Annotated in this window: 24 protein-coding genes; 18 read left to right on the top strand and 6 right to left on the bottom strand. The window is 48.3% G+C overall.

What is annotated here, in order from left to right:
- Positions 1-218: 218 nt before the first annotated feature.
- The 4 genes from purE to rpoN form a co-directional block, all read right to left on the bottom strand.
- Complete coding sequence (purE, locus tag Q3C19_RS04550) at positions 219-731, bottom strand: 5-(carboxyamino)imidazole ribonucleotide mutase (RefSeq protein WP_022162913.1); 513 nt, start codon at positions 729-731, stop codon at positions 219-221.
- 83 nt (positions 732-814) lie between these two features.
- The gene (gcvH, locus tag Q3C19_RS04545; RefSeq protein WP_022162912.1) at positions 815-1,195 is read right to left on the bottom strand and encodes a glycine cleavage system protein GcvH; all 381 of its coding nucleotides are present in this window, start codon (positions 1,193-1,195) and stop codon (positions 815-817) included.
- A gap of 107 nt (positions 1,196-1,302) precedes the next feature.
- Positions 1,303-1,968: a hypothetical protein gene (locus Q3C19_RS04540; RefSeq protein ID WP_022162911.1), complete on the bottom strand. Its 666-nt coding sequence runs from the start codon at positions 1,966-1,968 to the stop codon at positions 1,303-1,305.
- A gap of 61 nt (positions 1,969-2,029) precedes the next feature.
- Positions 2,030-3,517, bottom strand: a complete 1,488-nt coding sequence (gene rpoN / locus Q3C19_RS04535; RefSeq protein WP_022162910.1) for an RNA polymerase factor sigma-54 — start codon at positions 3,515-3,517, stop codon at positions 2,030-2,032.
- A 903-nt stretch (positions 3,518-4,420) separates the two neighbouring features.
- On the opposite strand from rpoN, the gene Q3C19_RS04530 reads away from it, so the two are divergent.
- The 16 genes from Q3C19_RS04530 (at position 4,421) to Q3C19_RS04455 (ending at position 15,988) form a co-directional block, all read left to right on the top strand.
- Positions 4,421-5,251: a DUF4121 family protein gene (locus tag Q3C19_RS04530; RefSeq protein WP_055300429.1), complete on the top strand. Its 831-nt coding sequence runs from the start codon at positions 4,421-4,423 to the stop codon at positions 5,249-5,251.
- Positions 5,252-5,263: 12 nt separating this feature from the next.
- Positions 5,264-6,205, top strand: a complete 942-nt coding sequence (locus tag Q3C19_RS04525; protein ID WP_289539896.1) for a hypothetical protein — start codon at positions 5,264-5,266, stop codon at positions 6,203-6,205.
- 80 nt (positions 6,206-6,285) lie between these two features.
- Positions 6,286-9,288 (top strand): N-6 DNA methylase, encoded by a 3,003-nt coding sequence (locus tag Q3C19_RS04520; RefSeq protein ID WP_055300430.1) that lies wholly within the window; start codon positions 6,286-6,288, stop codon positions 9,286-9,288.
- Between the two features lie 2 nt (positions 9,289-9,290).
- Positions 9,291-9,509, top strand: a complete 219-nt coding sequence (locus Q3C19_RS04515) for a hypothetical protein (protein WP_235847274.1) — start codon at positions 9,291-9,293, stop codon at positions 9,507-9,509.
- A gap of 1 nt (position 9,510) precedes the next feature.
- Entirely contained in the window at positions 9,511-10,002 is a 492-nt protein-coding gene (locus Q3C19_RS04510; RefSeq protein ID WP_055300431.1) for a hypothetical protein, read from the top strand.
- Between the two features lie 12 nt (positions 10,003-10,014).
- Positions 10,015-10,329 carry a hypothetical protein gene (locus Q3C19_RS04505; protein ID WP_055300432.1) on the top strand — a complete coding sequence of 105 codons (315 nt, stop codon included), beginning with the start codon at positions 10,015-10,017 and terminating at the stop codon, positions 10,327-10,329.
- A 12-nt stretch (positions 10,330-10,341) separates the two neighbouring features.
- Positions 10,342-10,629 (top strand): hypothetical protein, encoded by a 288-nt coding sequence (locus Q3C19_RS04500; RefSeq protein WP_055300433.1) that lies wholly within the window; start codon positions 10,342-10,344, stop codon positions 10,627-10,629.
- Positions 10,630-10,713: 84 nt separating this feature from the next.
- Entirely contained in the window at positions 10,714-11,646 is a 933-nt protein-coding gene (locus tag Q3C19_RS04495; RefSeq protein ID WP_055300434.1) for a hypothetical protein, read from the top strand.
- 31 nt (positions 11,647-11,677) lie between these two features.
- A complete protein-coding gene (locus tag Q3C19_RS04490) occupies positions 11,678-12,166 on the top strand; it encodes a DUF4313 domain-containing protein (protein WP_055300435.1) in 489 nt (162 codons plus the stop codon).
- 39 nt (positions 12,167-12,205) lie between these two features.
- Positions 12,206-12,787, top strand: coding sequence for a hypothetical protein (locus Q3C19_RS04485; RefSeq protein WP_055300436.1), 582 nt, complete (start codon positions 12,206-12,208; stop codon positions 12,785-12,787).
- Positions 12,788-12,800: 13 nt separating this feature from the next.
- Positions 12,801-13,031 (top strand): hypothetical protein, encoded by a 231-nt coding sequence (locus tag Q3C19_RS04480; RefSeq protein ID WP_055300459.1) that lies wholly within the window; start codon positions 12,801-12,803, stop codon positions 13,029-13,031.
- A 10-nt stretch (positions 13,032-13,041) separates the two neighbouring features.
- Positions 13,042-13,638 (top strand): hypothetical protein, encoded by a 597-nt coding sequence (locus Q3C19_RS04475; RefSeq protein WP_055300437.1) that lies wholly within the window; start codon positions 13,042-13,044, stop codon positions 13,636-13,638.
- Between the two features lie 11 nt (positions 13,639-13,649).
- The gene (locus tag Q3C19_RS04470) at positions 13,650-13,859 is read left to right on the top strand and encodes a hypothetical protein (protein WP_022460391.1); all 210 of its coding nucleotides are present in this window, start codon (positions 13,650-13,652) and stop codon (positions 13,857-13,859) included.
- An 11-nt stretch (positions 13,860-13,870) separates the two neighbouring features.
- Positions 13,871-14,941 carry an LPD29 domain-containing protein gene (locus Q3C19_RS04465; RefSeq protein ID WP_055300438.1) on the top strand — a complete coding sequence of 357 codons (1,071 nt, stop codon included), beginning with the start codon at positions 13,871-13,873 and terminating at the stop codon, positions 14,939-14,941.
- The gene (locus Q3C19_RS04460) at positions 14,938-15,270 is read left to right on the top strand and encodes a hypothetical protein (protein WP_055300439.1); all 333 of its coding nucleotides are present in this window, start codon (positions 14,938-14,940) and stop codon (positions 15,268-15,270) included. Before Q3C19_RS04465 ends, Q3C19_RS04460 begins: the two co-directional genes overlap by 4 nt.
- Positions 15,271-15,274: 4 nt before the next feature.
- Positions 15,275-15,988, top strand: a complete 714-nt coding sequence (locus Q3C19_RS04455; RefSeq protein WP_055300460.1) for a hypothetical protein — start codon at positions 15,275-15,277, stop codon at positions 15,986-15,988.
- 54 nt (positions 15,989-16,042) lie between these two features.
- Here the strand turns inward: Q3C19_RS04455 and Q3C19_RS04450 are convergent, their stop codons facing one another.
- Positions 16,043-16,387 (bottom strand): hypothetical protein, encoded by a 345-nt coding sequence (locus tag Q3C19_RS04450; RefSeq protein ID WP_055300461.1) that lies wholly within the window; start codon positions 16,385-16,387, stop codon positions 16,043-16,045.
- Between the two features lie 333 nt (positions 16,388-16,720).
- Here Q3C19_RS04450 and Q3C19_RS04445 point away from each other — a divergent pair, with 333 nt between their 5' ends.
- Entirely contained in the window at positions 16,721-17,011 is a 291-nt protein-coding gene (locus tag Q3C19_RS04445; RefSeq protein ID WP_289539887.1) for a DUF4120 family protein, read from the top strand.
- A 45-nt stretch (positions 17,012-17,056) separates the two neighbouring features.
- The gene (locus tag Q3C19_RS04440) at positions 17,057-17,980 is read left to right on the top strand and encodes a hypothetical protein (protein ID WP_055300462.1); all 924 of its coding nucleotides are present in this window, start codon (positions 17,057-17,059) and stop codon (positions 17,978-17,980) included.
- Positions 17,981-18,070: 90 nt separating this feature from the next.
- Here Q3C19_RS04440 and Q3C19_RS04435 read toward each other — a convergent pair whose 3' ends face one another.
- Positions 18,071-18,583: a glycoside hydrolase gene (locus tag Q3C19_RS04435; protein WP_217304510.1), complete on the bottom strand. Its 513-nt coding sequence runs from the start codon at positions 18,581-18,583 to the stop codon at positions 18,071-18,073.
- Between the last annotated feature and the right edge of the window lie 6 nt (positions 18,584-18,589).

The raw sequence follows: 18,589 nt of genomic DNA, 5'->3' as shown, positions 1-18,589 counted from the left end.
ATTGATTAAAGATTGGTGTTTTGGAATTATAAGAATATGGGTGTGCCAAATTAGGGAATATTTTTCTTTAGGCATGAATTACGCGGAAAAACACGAGAAAAATAATCCGTGAAAATCCGTGTAATCCGTGCCCGAAAATAACAATATGCAGTTGCTCTTAATGTTGACACACCCCATACTGTTATAAGATACAGCCAGTTCTTTTAAGAAGATATGGCTTAGTTGGTCTTATATTCGTATTTAATTTCTTTCAGATCCTCGTTTGCCTTGACTATTTTTTTCTTCAGTCCTTCTTTATAGGAGGCGAAGTTCTCGGCTAATATAGGATCGCTCAGTGCCAGAATCTGTACAGCTAAGATGGCCGCATTCATGGCGCCGTCGATGGCAACGGTAGCTACCGGTATGCCGGGAGGCATTTGAATGATAGAATACAAGGCATCCATTCCACTCAGTGAGGAACCCTTGATGGGAATGCCGATGACGGGCAGCGTAGTATTGGCTGCAATCACTCCAGGCAGGGCTGCAGCCATTCCGGCAGCGGCAATGATGACCTTGATGCCTCGTTTGCTGGCATTCTTGGCAAAGCTTTCAACGGCTTCCGGTGTGCGGTGGGCCGATAAAGCATTCATTTCGAACGGTACATGCAAGTCATTGAGCAGTTGTGCGGCCTTCTCTACTACAGGGAGGTCGGACGTGCTGCCCATGATGATGCTGACGATAGGTGAATACATATTCGTTACTTTATTTATTTTTTCAGTTGATAGGGAAGACTACAATCACAATGAAGATGTGCCTATAAGGCTAGTAAATGCTATCAGGCATTTACCAGTGCTTTATAAGCCTCTGCATCGAGCAATTCATCAAAGTTTGCGTCATCGGCAGGTTTGATTTTGATGATCCAGCCTTCGCCGTAAGGATCTTGGTTGACAAGTTCCGGCTGGTCGGCCAATGCCTCGTTCTGTTCCAGGATGGTTCCAGCTACCGGCAAGAACAGGTCTGAAATGGTTTTTACTACTTCGATGGTGCCAAATGTCTCACCGGCTGCCAATGTTTCGTCTACTGTGGGAATATCAACAAAAACGATATCACCTAATTGCTCTTGTGCGTAATCGGTAATTCCTACATAAGCTATATCACCTTCCACGCGGATCCATTCATGTTCTTTAGTGTACTTTACATCTGTTGGAAAATTCATAATTTTTAGTTTTAAGGGATTAATATTCTTGTTAATTATCTAATTGTTATTTTCTTTTTTGTTACGTAAGATCTTATCCATATTCCTTTATTCCTGCCCGACAGTTGTCAGAGCATCAAGATGCGGAACGTTATATTGCTCAAAGGGTGTAGCACCAGCAGTGAGCATAGCAGGCCTACGGCAAACCCTCCGACAACCTCGCCCAGTGTATGGTGACTTAAAATAAGGCGTGCCGTTCCCAATACCCCGGATATCAGAATGAACAGGCACAACCACCATACAGGATTGTAGCCGAACAAAGCACTAAAAGCGACCAGTCCTCCTACAATAGCTCCGGAACCGGCCATGTGTTCGCTCAGTTTCCAGCGCAAGTTGACTACTACACAGATGATCATCATAATCAGTGCTGCCAGAATGATACCGCTCATATACCAAGGAATGTTGAGCCGATACATCATTAGCAGGCAGAATATGTAGGAAGTAATGGTCAGGATGAACGGAACATAACGTTTTTTGCGATCAGCCAAATCCTCGGGAGTGAAACCGTTGATTTTCCGGAAGATGAAAATGGTAAGCATAGGCATCAGTATGGTGAAACAATACACCACTCCCAGCACTATCAGCTTGTATTGCAGCGGCATGATGCGCAGATAAGAAAAAATGAATAGAATCAAGAATGCCAAAAACGGGATAGAAAACGGTGTGAATAGAACCGAAATCACTTTGGCGATCCTTATCAGGGTTTTGTCTGCAATGATATGTTCTTCAGTCATGATTCTATTTGTTTTTTGGGGACAACTTGAAAGTTTTATGATTACTGTACTATAAGAAAACTTACCGTCTTAACCGTGCCACAGGTATGTTCATCTGCTGGCGGTATTTGGCTACTGTTCGCCGTGCTATCGGGTAACCTTTTTCTTTCAGTATTTCAGTCAGTTCATCGTCGGTATAGGGCTTCTTTTTGTCCTCGTTGTCGATGCATTCTTTCAAGATCTTGCGTATTTCGCGGACAGACATTTCTTCGCCTCCCTCGGTGGTATATCCATCGTTGAAGAAGAATTTCAGCGGATAAATACCATAATTGGTCTGTACGTATTTGCTGTTGCTGACGCGCGATATGGTTGAAATGTCCAGTCCTGTGCGTTCGGCCACGTCTTTCAGTATCATGGGACGTAGCAGCGACTCATCGCCTTCAAGAAAGAAGGGACGTTGCAGGTCGATAATGGCTTGCATGGTAGTCATCAGCGTATTCTGCCGTTGTTTGACAGCGTCGATAAATCCCTGGGCTGCATCCATTTTCTGCTTCAGAAACATCATGGCTTCTTTGGACTCTTTCGACTGATTGGCTTTGTTCTTGGTATGTTCTTCAACCATTTCGGTAAAGTCGCGGCTCATGCGCAGTTCGGGCATGTTGCGGTTGTTCAACGTGAGGTTAATGGTGCCGTCGTCGTATGTGTCGACAATAAAGTCGGGTATGATTTGCTGCATGTTCTTGCCGATGGCTTCGCCCAGTGATGCTCCCGGGCGTGGGTTCAGCTTGCAGATTTCTTTGACGGCTTGCTGAAATATGCTGTCGTCAAGGTTCAGTTTCTGCTGTATCTTGTCCCAGTGTTTACGGGTGAACTCCTCGTAACATTCGGCGATGATTTTTTCCTCGACATATAATAAGGAGTCGGGGGCAGGATGCTGTTGCTCAATTTTCCGTTGTATCTGGATGAGCAGACATTCTTGCAGGTTGCGGGCACCCAATCCTGCGGGATCGAAGTCCTGGATAATTTTCAGTGCCTTTTCCAGTTCCTCGGTGCTGGCATTGATGCCCGAATAGATGGCGAGTTCGTCGCTGATGCTGTCCAATGACTTGCGTAGCAGGCCATCATCATCCAGAGAACCTATCAGATATTCGGCCAGTTCGCGTTGGTGCTCAGTCAGATCGCGCTCTCCTAATTGCTCTTTCAATGTTTCATAAAACGAAGTGGCATCCGAGAAAGGTATTTCTTCGGGTTGTTCACCTTTCGTGCGGTTGTTTTCCTGAAGCTTATAGTCGGGGATATCATCTTCGTTCAAGTAGTCGCTCAGCGAGTCATAGCTGGTATCTCCTTCGTCGTTTTCAGTACCGTTTTCAGAGTTTTCGGTATATTCGTCGTTAGAGGTCTCTTCCTTTCCTTCTTCCAGTGCGGGATTTTCCAGAAGTTCGGCACGCACCCTATCCTCCAGTTCCACAGCCGGAAGTTCGAGCAGTTTCACTACCAGAATTTGCTGTGGCGACAGCGTTTGTATCTGTTGCTGCGCCTGAGTCTGTATCTGTCGGGATCCTTGTGCCATATTTTAGTTCAGTTATGATTCTCACCGCAAAAATAGTGAATAGTTCGATAATGTGAAATCTTCGCCCGTTATATTTTCGAGTTAGCCAGGCTGGCTTCACTTGTATCTGCAGCTTTGCCAGGTAGGTATGGCTGGGGATATATTACTTCCCGTTTGTGTTCTATATTGGAAAAATATATTCTCATCACTGTGAGAATAGTTTTCTCATACTTATGAGAATGGTCTTCTCATTATTGTGAGAATAGACTTCTCATAGTTATGAGAAACTGATGAGACAAGTAGGTACGGAATGGAAACATTCCGTATTTTTAGATAAGAAGGATGCGTCTCAGCAAAAAAATTAAGCAAGCTTATTTTTTTGCTTTCGACTTTCACTATCTTTGGATAAGATAGGAGGCGGTTCGGCATAATCAAATTGAAAATTTTATTTTCATTTGCTTCTGCTCTCACCTTTCACTATATTTGTTGTAATCAGGTAGGTTTTATTTGACTATCAACAGATTGGATAAAACTCGCACGAGAACGGGCAATGGATAAGAAAAAGCCGGACTGTTCCGAACCGCCATATTTCTCATGCTTTCAAATAACTCTTTATCTCACTTGCAAAGATAACATTTCTTTCTGAAAAGGCCATATAAACGGCTGCAATCTTACGGAATAAAAACATTTCGGGAAAAACGAGCATACCGTAGCCGAGTCCCCATAACCACAGGCAAAGGTAATTCGTGTTCTTCCTGTACAAGCAAGGCCAAGCCCTTCGGGTTCGTGGAAAAAATCATCCTCGCCCCGGAGGGCTTGCGGTATTTTTTCCCGAAGCCTTGCATGTACGGAACACGACCTTTTTAGGCCTGTAGTTATGGGAACTCCGGCCCCAGAAGCCGGACTAACAAAAAATCAAATGTTATGTTACAGGCAACAAAGAACAAGTACACGGTGGAAACACTCAAACCACTGAACATTCTGTACGATCATGAACACTGGCTGACACAGCAGGACGTGGATATGGCCAACGGCTATGTGGAACTGATAGAAAGGACACGCTCGGAAAAGACTCCACAGATAGGTGACAGACTCATCTATGTGGACAGATACGGGAAATATTACAGCAATGCCCTTATTGAAAACAATGATGAAGAGAGCGGTCGGATTTCCATCTGTGAAGAACCTTATATTCCCTTTGTATGGGAGCAGGACGCCAATATCCGGCTGAGCGTCAGCGGAGGGGCCTTCCACCATATTGACCCCAAGCAATTGAAATTCGTCAGATGGACGGAAGGTGCATTCAAGGACTGGGGAAACTGCGGAGCGTGTGCCAACGGTGCCGTCACATTCACGGCAAAAGTACCGTTATGGTCCTATTCCGAACCTGATCCGCTCTACGGTGATTTCACCACGGAAACATGGAGACAATATTATTTGACCAAGGACACGGGTCCGGACGCACGCAACCTGTACCAGGGCTACGACATAGCTTTCAGGACCGAAGAGAACTTCCGGCAGTTCCTGAAGGACTATGAAGGGACTGTGTTCAAGGGCAACTGGGAAAACCAGATCGTACTCTGGTGTTTCCGACATGAAAACCGGTTCCTGCCGCAGCACGAATGGGACAAGATAGATGCCCCGGCCATGGAACGGCGTCTCAACTTCCATCCCGAACAGGTCAAACTGGTCAAGGACATGGACAGCCACATCACCTACTGTTACCGTATCAAACCCGAAATTGACAATCTCTAAAACAATACAGTTATGCAGACAACAGCAACAAGAACAGCAGGCAGCCACACTGACCTGCTTACAGGTATCCTGAACGTGCAAGTAAGGAACGAGGACAAGATTACAGAACAGGACCGGCAGTATTGCCAGCTACAGCAGGACCAGCTCTACAGGACACTTGACCGTATCGACCGATGGTATGACATCTTCAAGGAAGAAGCGGAACGGTATCGGGAAATCAAGAGCTTCAAGTATGAGGATAACGGTAAGGTCTCCATACGGAATTTCTATTTCAACAACAGCGGGGAGGATGACTATACCCACAACGAATTCAAACCGTTTGACCTCATCAACGAGCTTGCGGACAACAACTGCAATGCCAACGCGAATTTCGCGAATCGCATCATTTCCTATTTCAACAGGACCTACAATGTAGATGTACCCATTCCTGTAATCGACGAGAAGGCCATGCGCATGGGATTCCGTCCGGTCTACCAGACTTACGTGGACATGGTCATCGAACACCTCGGCGGAAAAAGTTTCCGTGAGACCGCAGAGGAAGAACTGCTGGCCCGTTTCCTGAAAACGGTACAGCCTTCCCGCTGGAGCAAAGTGAAGCCCGAACTGAAAAAGGACAAGATAACTTTCCCTGACATCGTGTCCTGGGACAGCATCCATCTGGAATACCACCGGGAATACGAGTTCTCGTATGACTGCGGAAGGAAGGTGGACATTTTCTGCGAAGGTATCGCATACGGAGCAGATGACGTGATAAACGGTTCAAGCGGTATGGTCATCGGCCTTGACAGACGCGATGTGGATATAACTGAATGGTACAACCTCACCCTGAGCAACGCAGAACAGAGCAAGTTCTACAAGAACGGACGCATCGACGTACGCTTCAAGGACAGTCAGGCCGCAGAGAACTGCTACAGAAGGCTGCGGCTGGATGAAATCACACTCAGAGAAGAGTGATTCATGAAATACTTATTCAGACACCCCGTAAGACATCCTTGCGGGGTGTCTTCGTTTCCAACCATTAAAAAAGAAAAGACATGTATGCCATCATACCCCAACAGATTCCTCAGGACAGGCGTGCCGAGATCAACGAGAAAATCCTTTTCGCCATAGACTCCGGCAAGGACCTCGTTCCGAAGGAAAGCATCTACAACTGCTACACGGGAATCGGAGGACTGCACAACCTCAGGCAGTCGGATTTCACCAGCTACCATGAATACGCCGAGGCCAAGAAGGAATTCGAGATGGGACAGTTCTTCACCCCGCACGACATATGCCGAAGCATGGTGGAGACCCTTTCTCCGACATCGGCGGAAATGGTACTTGACATGTGCTGCGGCATGGGCAACTTCTTCAACCATCTGCCCAACCTGCACAATGCCTACGGATTCGACATTGACGGCAAGGCGGTGGCCGTTGCCAGATACCTCTACCCGGAAGCTCATATCGAGAAATGCGACATACAGCTGTACAATCCCGAACAGCGTTTCGACATCATTGTCGGAAATCCGCCCTTCAACCTGAAATTTGATTACAGGCTGTCGCAGGAATTCTACATGGACAAGGCTTATGACGTGCTCAACCCTGCCGGAATCCTGATGGTCATCGTCCCTCTCTCCTTCATGCAGAACGAGTTCTGGGAAAAGACACGCGTGGCGAAAATCAACTCGAATTTCTCCTTCATCGGCCAGACCAGGCTGGAACATTCAGCCTTCTCTACGGTGGGCGTGCAGAATTTCGCAACAAAAATCATGGTATTCCTCCGCCGTTCCCTCCATATTGAAATGCAGCCCTACAACGCGGAAGAGTTTGTCAGCATGGATGAGCTGAAGAAACGCATAGCCGAAGTGCGGAAAATGAAACACCGGCTGCGCCTCCAGCTGATGCGGGAGTGCAACCATATAGACAAAGAAGAGCTGGAACAGTTCGAGTACAGGCTCGCCAAATACATGTACGAACTGAAAGCCCATGCCGTGCTGAACAGGCATGTCGAAAAGGCGGAGGCGCTGGTGTCCAAATTCCGCAACCAGAAACCGCCGGAAAATGCCACCCGGGAACAGATAAAGGAATGGGAACGCAAGAAACTGACCACCGGCAAGGTTCTCGGCATCATCCGCAGGTACATCACCTCGCAGAACGTGGTGCCGCGCAAGGAAGTGGCATTAGTGAAGACATCCTACGGCTTCAAGCTGAAGCAATATGCCCCGCGTCTGCTTGACAAGGTCACGCACAAGGCCGCAGGCATCAACGACCTCATACTCGGAAGGGCCGAACTCCCGATGCCGGAAAACGTCACAGAAAAGAACATGCGGCAGATCCGTGCCGCCAGTAAACTGATACGGCGCAAACAGAGGCAATACGAGACCCAGAATCTCCAGTTTGCGGAAATGCGGGAAGATGCCGGCCTGAAGGAATACCTGGACCGCACCACATTCATCAACAAGGACGGTGAAGTCTGCGAATTCACGGACTTGCAGAAACACGACCTGAACCTCGTGTTGCAGAAACGCTACGCCCTGCTGAACTGGCAGCAGGGTTCAGGCAAGACTGCCGCCGTCTATCACAGGGCGAAATACCTGCTCAAGTTCAGAAAGGCAAAGAACGTCATCATACTTGCCCCGGCCATCGCCACCAACATGACCTGGATACCGTTCCTTACCATAAACAAGGAACGCTTCCGTACAATACAGACCGCCGGCGACCTCAACAACATACCGGAAGGGACATTCCTTGTCGTCTCCACCTCCATGCTCCGGAAACTGAAAAGAGGACTGATGCATTTCGTGAAACGCACTTCCGGCAAGCTGTGCCTTGTCTTCGACGAGTCGGACGAAATCACCAATCCCACATCGCAGCGTACAAGAAACATCCTGTGCATATTCAGGAGGCTCAGGTACAAGATCCTCGACACGGGAACAACCACCCGCAACAACATCGCGGAACTGTACAGCCAGTTCGAACTACTCTACAACAACTCCGTAAACATGATATGCTGGAGCCCGCAGGTCTACCACGAAAACAGGGACCACGAGATAGAGGAAGAGAACAACCCGGATTACGGAACACCGTTCCCCGCCTTCAGGGGGCATGTCCTTTTCCGTGCCTGCCACTGTCCGGGGAAAGCCACTGTATTCGGCATCGAGAAACAGAACCAGGACGTGTACAACAAGGACGAACTCTCCGAACTTATCGGCAAGACGGTCATCACCCGTAAATTCAGGGACTTCGCAGGAGAGAAATACCGGATACGGACACATACCGTCCGTCCCTCGGAAGGAGAACACGAGGTATACCGTGTCATCATCGAGGAATTCTGCCGCATCTGTGAGCTGTACTACAACAGCACGGGAGACACGAAAAAGGATGCAGGACTGAGACTCATGAGGCAGATCAAGCTGCTTATCAAAGCCTGTTCGGTACCTCACCTGATAGAGGGATACTACGGTGACAGTTATCCTTCCAAGACCCGCTATATTGAAAGGCTCATAAGGACAATACCGGGTAAGGTTGCCATCGGATGTACCACATTGGCGGCCTTCGACCTCTACGAGAGCTATATCCGGGAACATTTTCCCGACAGACCTGTATTTGTGGTCAAGGGAGATGTAGCCTTCAAGAAACGACAGAGCATCGTGACCGAATTCGACTCCACCATCAACGGCATTCTGATATGCACACAGCAGAGCCTGAGCAGCTCCGTGAACATACCTACCTGCAACGACGTGATACTGGAATCCCTGCAGTGGAACATCCCCCGTATGGAACAGTTCTACTTCCGTTTCATCCGTCTCGATTCCAAAGAAATGAAGGATGTCCACTACGTCACCTACGAAGATTCGGTCGAACAGAACCTGATGGCACTGGTACTGACCAAGGAGCGTCTGAACGAATTCATCAAGACCGGTGAGGTCAAAGAACAGTCAGAAATCTTCGAGGAGTTCGACATCACAATGTCTGTCATCGACAGCCTGCTCATCCGCACGCAGGACAGTGAAGGCAAAATACACATCAGCTGGGGAAGCCAGCGCATAACAGAATAAATATGAACCGTATGAAGAAGACCGGGAGTTCCATTCCCACCGACAAAGGTAAGCCGCGTCCCCATCGGCTGAGCAAGGTCAGGCCGCAGGCGGTTTTCAGGAAAATCATCCTCGCGGAGCTGCGGTATTTTCCCGAAAAACCCTGCACAGCCGGGACACGGCACCTTGTCGAGGTCGGTGGAATGGAATCCCCGGCATCCACATACATAAAAGACAAGTAATATGGATCTGAACAATGCAGAGATTGCCGTGACCACACAGCATCTCATTGACATAAAGGATTACAGGGACTACTGGCTGCACCTGTCCGACTACAGCGACATGGGCGAGTTCCTGAGTGCCTGTTCCGACCTGTTTCCCGGGGAAAAGGAACCGGAATACCGGTATCCGAAATGGGAAAACATTCCGGACACACTGATCAGCCGTGAATGGCTCTGTCCCAACTTCTTCGAGATCAGGGATGCCCTTGAAAGGCTCGAAGAGGAAGAAACGGAGTTTTTCATAAGCTGGAGCAGAAGTTACGGATATGACATCACCACGGATGACCCGCACATGATGGTATCACACTACCATGACCTGTACGGGGATACCGTCACGGAAACGGAAGAAGACGCGGACACGGGAGAAGATGCCCTGATATACACGGGCGTATCAAGCTACTACTGCGACATGCTTCCATTCCGTTACGAAATATTTGATGACAATTATGACTAAAAGACAAAAGATATGGAAATCAACTTCAAAGGACCTGTAATGCCTATCGACCCATACTCGCAGCTGGCATTCGTGGAAATACTGAACATACTACTGACGGCGGGACACATCGTGGACGTGAACCGCTTCCTCATAATCAGGAATGTCAATCCGCAGTTCGGCTCACTGTCAGGCTATTTCAGATGGTCGTTCGCCGGAGACCATTTTACCCTCTGGCAACGCACGGACTACAATTCAACGCTATGTTTTAACCACAGGATACTCGATCTGCCTTTCGGTGTCCTGGCAGCAAAAGACAGCGGGAAAGACAAGGAAACGGCAAACTGAAAATGAAACGATATGGAAACTACGATAAAAATACCCAACCGGGAAATCGCGCTCGCGGCATTTGACAGGCTCCGCCGGGAAAAAAGGAAGGATGCCGCACTGAGGCTGGCCGGGTGTATGCTCAGAGGGACATACATATCCCTCGGCATCGGTGATACCGACTGGGAAATAGACACCGCACTGCACAAATGCGGCGGTGAGCCTAAAACCGGATACGGTCATATGGCACATTTCCACTTCGACGGCGAGACGGAAATGGAAACAGAGAAATATGAAAGGCTCAAGGAAGAGAACGAATGACAAGGGAGCGGCCGAAAGGTCGCTCTTCTCATTTATAAACGACATGTACGGGAAACAGAATCCTGCCGTACACAGGTAACAGAAATGGAAGAACAGGAAAGACTGACAATGGAATTCGTGAAATCGCTCATGGACAAGTCCTACACGCTGGTATGGGTGGACTACAACGACAATCTCGACAACTGCCGTGACACCATCCAGAAGTGTCTGGAAGAAAGGAGCTGTGAAAGTCTGTGGGAGAAAGTGGACGAATGGTACGGTGACGCCGAATGGGAAGCTGTCCGTGAAATCGTCTCAAAGCTGAAGGATGAATGTATCCGTTTCCATGATTTCGGGGAAGAGGAAGTGGACAAGTTCTTTCAAGAACACGAAGACGAAATCAGGGAAGAAATCTATGACAGAAACGACTCTGACATGCTGAAAGAACTTCTCAAAAACACGGATGACATCCCCGTGCGTGTCGAGATGCTGTCAAACTACGACTGCATCAATTCCAACTGGCTGGAATCGCAGGAAGGATACCGGTACAAGGAATCCTATTTCGGGGATATGATAGACGCGCTGAACCTCAATCCAGCCAAAGTGAAGAAAATGCTGGTGGAGAAAGGCTACACGGTATTTGGCCGGTTCCCCAACAAAAAATACAGGGACGGCAAGGAACAGGTATCCTATGAACAGTTCTACCATGAACTCATCAACTCCTGCTGCGGTGCCAACCTGCTGACCTATATCGGCAAGGTAAATCTGCAGGAACTTTATGATGCCGGATTCTCGCTTGGGGAAGTCATTATTCCCAAAGGCAACTGCTGCGGCATCTTCAGCTCCATGTACGGCGGTGGAAGTCTCCTGGAAATGGAACTCCTGAAAGATGTCAGACTGAAACTGGAAGTCAGGGACTATCACGGATTCCGCTTCCGTCTTGACAGCGAGAACTCAAAATATGAATGCTCCATCAAGCATGTGTACGGGGTATGCGATTCCTTCTTCGGAGAAAAGATAGGTCTTGTTGCTTCATAAATCAAGTATGGTCACTTAAAGATATCAAATCATGGAAAAGAAATATGCAATCATCCTATTCAAGGGAAAAGAATACCTGTGCGGACACGAAGACGGCTGCCATTACGATGTGTCCTGCCCGGTGAGGACATTCACTGAAGGAGAAGACGACTTCAAAATTCAGGAATCCGGAAAAGACCGTTCAGAAAAGACATTCCGATATCATGGAAAGGAATTCAGGCTTGTCACCGGCTTCTACCCGAACGGATGGCCGGTTCTGAGTCTGGAATCACCGGACAACGGGGAACTATACACGGTACTTACCGTCAATCTGGAAGACTCCCCGGCATTCGGGATTCCCGACCAGGCATTCATTGACATAAACAACAATCCGGAAGCGATGGAATTCCTCATAAGGAACAGCCTTGCCGAAGATACGGGATACAGACGCAAAAGCGGATGGGTGGAATACCCGATGGCCAAACTGAACCTGGCTGAACTGTACCGGTTGTCACCGGAATCGTTCGAGAACCAAGAATAAGAATCAACAATAGAAATCATTAACCAAATCATAGGAATTATGGCAAAGTACGAAGTAAGAGTAAGGTACGCCTTCGAGGGTACCTACAAGGTCGTTGCGGAAGACCGCGACGAGGCGGAAAGAATTGTAACAGAAGACTGCGGTCTGGTATTGGGCGGAAACATCCACACTACCCGCGATGATGACGAGGTGACAGACTGGAGATTCGGCAGTCACCCTGACATGCAGATCCTTTCTTTCAGGGAACGGGTTGGCAAAGGCAAGGTCAGATACACGTCCATGTGTTTCAGCGACAGGATTGAAGAACTGAGAAAGGACATAATCGAAGCCATCAGGCAACTGCTCGATGCGCACGGCCTGAAAAAAATCACGTTTACCGACAACGAAAAAGACCCTGTATGGATTATCTGGTTTGACGATAATGCAGAACCATACGAGTGTTATGTTACAGGAATTGAGGTTACTGACAAGCACATTACCGTGTTGGCAACAATAAAGGACAGTATGGAAGAGGTTTTCTGTCAGAGTCCTTTCGAACTCGGAGCCAGCAACATTGATTGGCTTAATCAAATGTACGAAGCAGTAAGGCTTCAACTTGAAAATACAAAAGGAAACTCTTGAAACGAAAGACAATATGGCAACAAAAATCAATATGGACAGATACGTCTGGGAAGGATGGACTGTCGGAGCGTTCATCAGGGAACTGGCCCCGCAGGTGGAAATGATCATGAGCGGGCAAAGCTGGAGGGAACCTTTCAGGAACAAACAGGAACTGGCGGACTGGTGCAGGGACAACCAACCCTATTACAAGAAAAGGATCCCTGAAGTGAACAGCCATTTTGCAAGGATGTATAACCTTAAATAAAAACAACATTATGAAATATCAAGCGGAAAATGCAGTCTCCAGCTTCTTCTACTATATGTGGAATGCCTGGTGCGAGGAAGAGTGCAGGACAGTATTCAAGGAAATGCACCCACACTTTTGGGAAAAATGGTCTCTGATGACGGACAAGGGAATATTCGGAGCCGCTGAACGGTTCTATGCGGAACTGACGGACCGTTACAGGGAAAAGCTGGTGGAACGGGCCGTCAGCCTGTATGACGGCAAAGCCAGACGCAAACACCCGGACGATTCCGAAATCAAGGTGTGCAATGATTGCGGTTCAACGGAGATTGAAATCCAGGCATGGGTGGATGTAAACACGAATGAATACCACAGTGACGTGGACGATGACATCTGGTGTTCCCGGTGTGAGGACAATGTGGAGACCTGCTCCAAACAATCCTTTCTGGAAAAGATGCAGGAATGGTGGAAATCCAACAGCACCGATAATCTTGAATACCTGACCGGATTCAAGACATCCGATTTCCCTTCAGCCAATTCCGGACAGACATTCTCCGAGGCCGCCGACGAATGGTGGAACGGCAAAAACTATGACGAGAAGAGGAACATATACCTGACAAATAACTAAAGACAACGGCTATGGCACGGAATATCATTGACCTGATCTGCAACTCATGCAGTTGCGGCAAGGAAGAGGCACAGGAATATTTGGACGACGAGATAAGGAACCTGCAGGAACTTCAGGCAGACAACGACCTGAGAGGCGAAGACTTCGAAATCGCGTGCAGCAACCTCGGACTCGACCAGGACTGGCAGATATATTTCATCAACCGTCTTGCAGGACTTTAATATCTACAACTATGACTTATTTTCAGAACATACAATCACTGGCGGACCTGAAAAAGGAATACCGCCGTCTGGCAATGCTTCACCACCCGGACAAGGGTGGTGACACTGCCCTCATGCAGCAGGTGAACACCGAATTCGGAAAGCTGTTCGAGGTCTGGAAAGACAAGCCCTGCGTTTCCACAGCCCCGACAGGCTACGAACACGACTTTCAGGGTGCCACCGCAAAGGAATACACCGAATACGTGTACAATGAATACCGCTGGAAAGGGCGCAACTACAACGGGCAGTCCGCACCGGAAATCACGGAACTGGTCAGGACATGGCTCAAGGAGACCTATCCGAGATACACCTTCTCGGTCCGCAGGGACGGATACAACTCAATCCTTATCCGGCTGATGAAAGCGGACTTCGAGGCTTTCACCAGAGAATCCGGCAAGGTACAGGGAGACATCAACCACTACAACATCCAGGCATCGGACAGTCTGACCGACCGGGCCAAGGAGGTGATGACAAACGTCAGGGATTTTGTGATGTCATACAATTTCGATGAAAGCGACCCCATGACCGACTATTTCCACACCAACTTCTACCTCACGCTCGGAATCGGCAGCTACAGACAGCCGTACCGGATGGAACTGCCGAAGATTACGGGAAAAGACACTCCTGAAGTGTTCAGGTATCCTGAAGGACCTGCACACAAGGCTATGCGACAGGCACTGGGCAAGGCGCGTTTCGGCTTCATCGAGAGCCGGAAGCATATCGGGGAAATGATACTCGGAGAAGACTTTTACGGCTCACAGGGAGAACATTATTTCTGGCCCAAGGAGTATTCAAGCGCGAAGACGGCACAGAAACGCATCGGAAAACTGGAGGCAGCCGGAATGCACTGCGAACTGACAGGCTGCAACGGCGGATACATACGCCTGCTCGGATATACTCCGGAGACGGAAAGCAGTCTGGAACGGGAAAGGCAGGAATATGCCACGGCATACCGGAAGTGGGTGTCAGAACACGGCATATCCCCAAATACGGGAACAGTACACCAGAACATTTCAAATCCAATCAGACAGATACAATTATGACAAACAGGGAAATCATCAGAGAACTGAAACGCCACGGTTACAGCCGGGTGGACATTGATACGGACAGTAGAGCCGCAAAGACTTTCTACACCTACCGTGGCGGGCTTCATATCAACGGTACGGGAAACCTGTCATTCCATATCGTACCGCCACAGGACAGTCTCGGACTGGGACGGTTTGCAATATGCGCCACCTGGAACGGGGAAAGCTCACAGCTGGGGACAGACCATGCCCCGTTCTTTTTCGGGCGACTGCTTGCCTTCCTCAAAGGTGAGAGAAAAGAGAAAGAGATAATAGATGAAATATGTACCGACAGAAAAACAGAATAGAAATATGAAAGCAAAAGTATTGAAATATAAGTTTGACGGCAACACCATCGTTGCCCCATACATGGAACTTGAACCGTATGCGGAGGATGTATTCATCTCGCTGGCAAGAAAAAACGAATACGGAAACGAAAGTGAAGACTGTTTCCATGTAATCTGCAAGATTGATGATGTCCATTTTTCCTGCGGACAGTATTCACGCAGAATCCTTGACAAGGAGGGGCACCGGGAAGAAGCGGCGACCTATTGCAAGAACTGGATTGAAAACACCCTGAAGGATGCGGAAGATGGAAAAATCATCCCCCTCTTGTCTGTCCATGTATTCAATGCCCTCGGTCTTGACTCCACCCCTTTGGTACAGGCCCGTGAGGAATATGCAAAAAGGCAGGAGGAAAAGCGTCTGGAACGGAAAAGAAAAGAAGAGCAGGAAAGAAAGGAGAAAGAAGCCCGATGGCAACAGCTCCTTGACGAGAACAAAAGGAAATTCCTGAGCGGTGAGAAAATAACGGCAGAAATGTTTCTTGAAATCACTGGAAGGGACGGATTTGACATCCATATCAGAACCAAAGGGACATTCAACCGACATGTGGCAGCAATCGACCGGAACGGAACCGTCAGTTTCAGAAAATACAAAGGCCGCCGTACTCCCGACTTTACCGGATGTCATAAGGCTGTAGCCGACTATCTTGCATTTCTTTCCGAAAATGAGATCAGAAAATAAGGTCCAAAGCGGTAACAGCCATCCTATACAACTGTTACCGCTATTATCAGGACTTTACAACTTCATGTTCAGTACCATAGCCAACGGGAACATATATTGATTGTAAACCTTGAGCTTCTTCAGATCCAGCACATACCCTGCATAGGGGTTGGTACAATCCGAATAGAAAAACACGTCGGTAAAACCCGCATGTTCCTTTATGATTTCCCCTTCCAAGGGAATCTCGTCCACATCAAAATCCTCCAAAGGCAATTCCTCCAGGCGAGCACGTTCCTTATTGCCCAACACATTGAGGTTACGGTTGAACAGCACGTATCCTCCTTTACGGTAATCCACACGCATACCATACGGACGCTCCACAAGGAAAGCATCCGCAGCTTTCTTTATATAATCTTCCATGATTTTCAAATTAGGATTTGCAAAAGTACACCATTCCTCCGGCAATGACGAACAAATCAGAGAGAATATCACCATAACATGTACGGACAACTACAGCAAATCCCCCTTGTATATTTTATTTCCCTCCCTGCAAAGGTAGTCCCGTGTCCAATGTACCCGGACAAGGTCAGGCCCCTGCGGGGTTGGCTGAAAGAAAATCATCCTCGCCGATGGCTGCGGTATTTTCTTTCGCCAAACCTTGCGGGTACGGCCACGGGACAGTCAGGCAGGCGAGAAATAAAAAATACCGGCTCCCGGAGCCGGACGTGTTTAACAGATAAAATACAATGAGTCATGAAAATCCTGAATGAAGAACATTTCCAGAATGTAAAACGCTATGCCGAATCCATCGGTGACACCTCACTCCAGAACTGTCTGGACCTACTGAAGAGCTGGGAAGACAATCCCGACCATCCAAGCGAGATTTCGCTCTACTATGACCATGCCCCGTATTCGTTCGGTTTCACACAGCGTTATCCCGACGGAAGCATCGGCATTGTAGGCGGGCTGCTCTATCACGGCATACCGGACCGCTCTTTCGCCGTAACGCTGCAACCGTTCCACGGATGGCAGATACATACCTGAAAAATGACAGACAATCATAGTATTAACTTTATAAAATTCAAGATTATGGAAGCATTGGCAGTATTGGAAAAGCAACAGCAGTTTGATTTTCAGAACAACGGGATCGAAGTAATGAACCTTGAAACTCTCCAGCGTACCTACAAGGAGAATGATATCTACGGCAAGCCTGTCCAGGGCATCTATCACTATCAGGTCCTGCAGCGTATGATGGGCATTTGCGAGAAGTATAATCTCGATTACGAGGTAGAGGAAATCTTCGCGGCCCAGAACAGAAACAAGACACAGCCGGGGGTGAGCATTCTCCCGCAGGTAGAGCAGACACACGGTGAAAAGGCAGTGGAAGCCCACATCCTCCGACGCATCTTCGCGACCATCCGGATCAAGGACTGGGAAACGGATGAGCTGACAACTACGCTGGTCATCGCCTACCATCAGGATGGCATACAGGCAGCCATCGGCCCGTGCGTGAAGATATGCCATAACCAGTGTATCCTCTCGCCGGAAAGGAGCATCTGCAACTATGGAAAGAACAAGGTGACAACGGAAGGTGTATTCGAGACGGTGGACGGATGGCTGGCCAATTTCGAAGTGAACATGAACGAGGACATTGCACGCATTCAGCGGCTGAAACGCAGAATCGTCTCACTGGAAGAAGTGTATATGTATATCGGTCTGCTGACAGCGTTGCGTGTCTCCCATGACAGTTCGGACAGGAACCTGTCATCCTCGGTTGAAACCTACCCGCTGAACCAGAGCCAGATTTCCATCTTCACGGAAGAGGTGCTGAAACTGGCCCGCGAAAAGGGACAGATCACCGCTTGGGACTTGTATAGCGTAGCGACTGAGATATATAAACCGGGCAGAACAGATTTCCCGGCACTGATTCCGCAGAACGGAGCCATGGCGGAACTCCTGCTTTCCCGTCTGCCCGCAGAGGTGGAAATACAGGATGCCGTTCTGGTAAGTTAACTCAAACTAATCGCAACTGCTATTTAGAAAAACAAGATGTAAGAAAGGGAGAATCTGACGGTAATATGCCGTCAGATTCTCCCTTTTCTTTTACTCTTCAAAGAGCAGCATATATTCCACCTTCCTTCTCCGTTCAATGCTCGGTACTACCTTGCCTTTATAACACCGGAAGGAAACATACTCCTTATAGATATTCCGGTCTCCGGTCTCCAGCTTCTTCAACAATTTGCTTTTGGGCATTTTGCCGTAACCTTTCAGACGGTATGCCCCCACATTATAGCTCAAAACAGCGGCGATCAATGAATCACGTCCCAGATAACTGAACATACGGCACAGCTTACGTAAATCCGCTCTCAGAATTGAATCCCCCTGTTCTTTAGTAATGTCATTGGTCAGCCTTTCCCCGGGAAGGACCTTATGCCCGTACCCGACATAAGGCCAGTGTCTTTTTTCTCCATGCCAACCCTCGAACCGCTTGATACACTCGACCGCAAGACTGAACCTGTCCTGTTTCTCCCTTACCGGATTCTCCGCCCGCAACGGTATGCTCCCGAAGCAGGCGATGGCGAAAAACGCCGCAAACAATTTTGCTCTTATTCCCATAGGCAG

Origin of the sequence: Bacteroides sp. ET489 (assembly GCF_030518095.1) — a bacterium.
Classification (GTDB): Bacteria; Bacteroidota; Bacteroidia; order Bacteroidales; family Bacteroidaceae; genus Bacteroides; species Bacteroides ndongoniae.
The sequence above is the reverse complement of the archived record's forward strand: the minus strand, read 5'-3'. Positions and strand labels throughout refer to the sequence as shown.

Coding starts and splice junctions, on each gene's coding strand:
- purE (WP_022162913.1), bottom strand. CDS start 731: ATGTATTCACCTATCGTCAGCATCATCATGGGCAGCACGTCCGACCTC.
- gcvH (WP_022162912.1), bottom strand. CDS start 1,195: ATGAATTTTCCAACAGATGTAAAGTACACTAAAGAACATGAATGGATC.
- Q3C19_RS04540 (WP_022162911.1), bottom strand. CDS start 1,968: ATGACTGAAGAACATATCATTGCAGACAAAACCCTGATAAGGATCGCC.
- rpoN (WP_022162910.1), bottom strand. CDS start 3,517: ATGGCACAAGGATCCCGACAGATACAGACTCAGGCGCAGCAACAGATA.
- Q3C19_RS04530 (WP_055300429.1), top strand. CDS start 4,421: ATGTTACAGGCAACAAAGAACAAGTACACGGTGGAAACACTCAAACCA.
- Q3C19_RS04525 (WP_289539896.1), top strand. CDS start 5,264: ATGCAGACAACAGCAACAAGAACAGCAGGCAGCCACACTGACCTGCTT.
- Q3C19_RS04520 (WP_055300430.1), top strand. CDS start 6,286: ATGTATGCCATCATACCCCAACAGATTCCTCAGGACAGGCGTGCCGAG.
- Q3C19_RS04515 (WP_235847274.1), top strand. CDS start 9,291: ATGAACCGTATGAAGAAGACCGGGAGTTCCATTCCCACCGACAAAGGT.
- Q3C19_RS04510 (WP_055300431.1), top strand. CDS start 9,511: ATGGATCTGAACAATGCAGAGATTGCCGTGACCACACAGCATCTCATT.
- Q3C19_RS04505 (WP_055300432.1), top strand. CDS start 10,015: ATGGAAATCAACTTCAAAGGACCTGTAATGCCTATCGACCCATACTCG.
- Q3C19_RS04500 (WP_055300433.1), top strand. CDS start 10,342: ATGGAAACTACGATAAAAATACCCAACCGGGAAATCGCGCTCGCGGCA.
- Q3C19_RS04495 (WP_055300434.1), top strand. CDS start 10,714: ATGGAAGAACAGGAAAGACTGACAATGGAATTCGTGAAATCGCTCATG.
- Q3C19_RS04490 (WP_055300435.1), top strand. CDS start 11,678: ATGGAAAAGAAATATGCAATCATCCTATTCAAGGGAAAAGAATACCTG.
- Q3C19_RS04485 (WP_055300436.1), top strand. CDS start 12,206: ATGGCAAAGTACGAAGTAAGAGTAAGGTACGCCTTCGAGGGTACCTAC.
- Q3C19_RS04480 (WP_055300459.1), top strand. CDS start 12,801: ATGGCAACAAAAATCAATATGGACAGATACGTCTGGGAAGGATGGACT.
- Q3C19_RS04475 (WP_055300437.1), top strand. CDS start 13,042: ATGAAATATCAAGCGGAAAATGCAGTCTCCAGCTTCTTCTACTATATG.
- Q3C19_RS04470 (WP_022460391.1), top strand. CDS start 13,650: ATGGCACGGAATATCATTGACCTGATCTGCAACTCATGCAGTTGCGGC.
- Q3C19_RS04465 (WP_055300438.1), top strand. CDS start 13,871: ATGACTTATTTTCAGAACATACAATCACTGGCGGACCTGAAAAAGGAA.
- Q3C19_RS04460 (WP_055300439.1), top strand. CDS start 14,938: ATGACAAACAGGGAAATCATCAGAGAACTGAAACGCCACGGTTACAGC.
- Q3C19_RS04455 (WP_055300460.1), top strand. CDS start 15,275: ATGAAAGCAAAAGTATTGAAATATAAGTTTGACGGCAACACCATCGTT.
- Q3C19_RS04450 (WP_055300461.1), bottom strand. CDS start 16,387: ATGGAAGATTATATAAAGAAAGCTGCGGATGCTTTCCTTGTGGAGCGT.
- Q3C19_RS04445 (WP_289539887.1), top strand. CDS start 16,721: ATGAAAATCCTGAATGAAGAACATTTCCAGAATGTAAAACGCTATGCC.
- Q3C19_RS04440 (WP_055300462.1), top strand. CDS start 17,057: ATGGAAGCATTGGCAGTATTGGAAAAGCAACAGCAGTTTGATTTTCAG.
- Q3C19_RS04435 (WP_217304510.1), bottom strand. CDS start 18,583: ATGGGAATAAGAGCAAAATTGTTTGCGGCGTTTTTCGCCATCGCCTGC.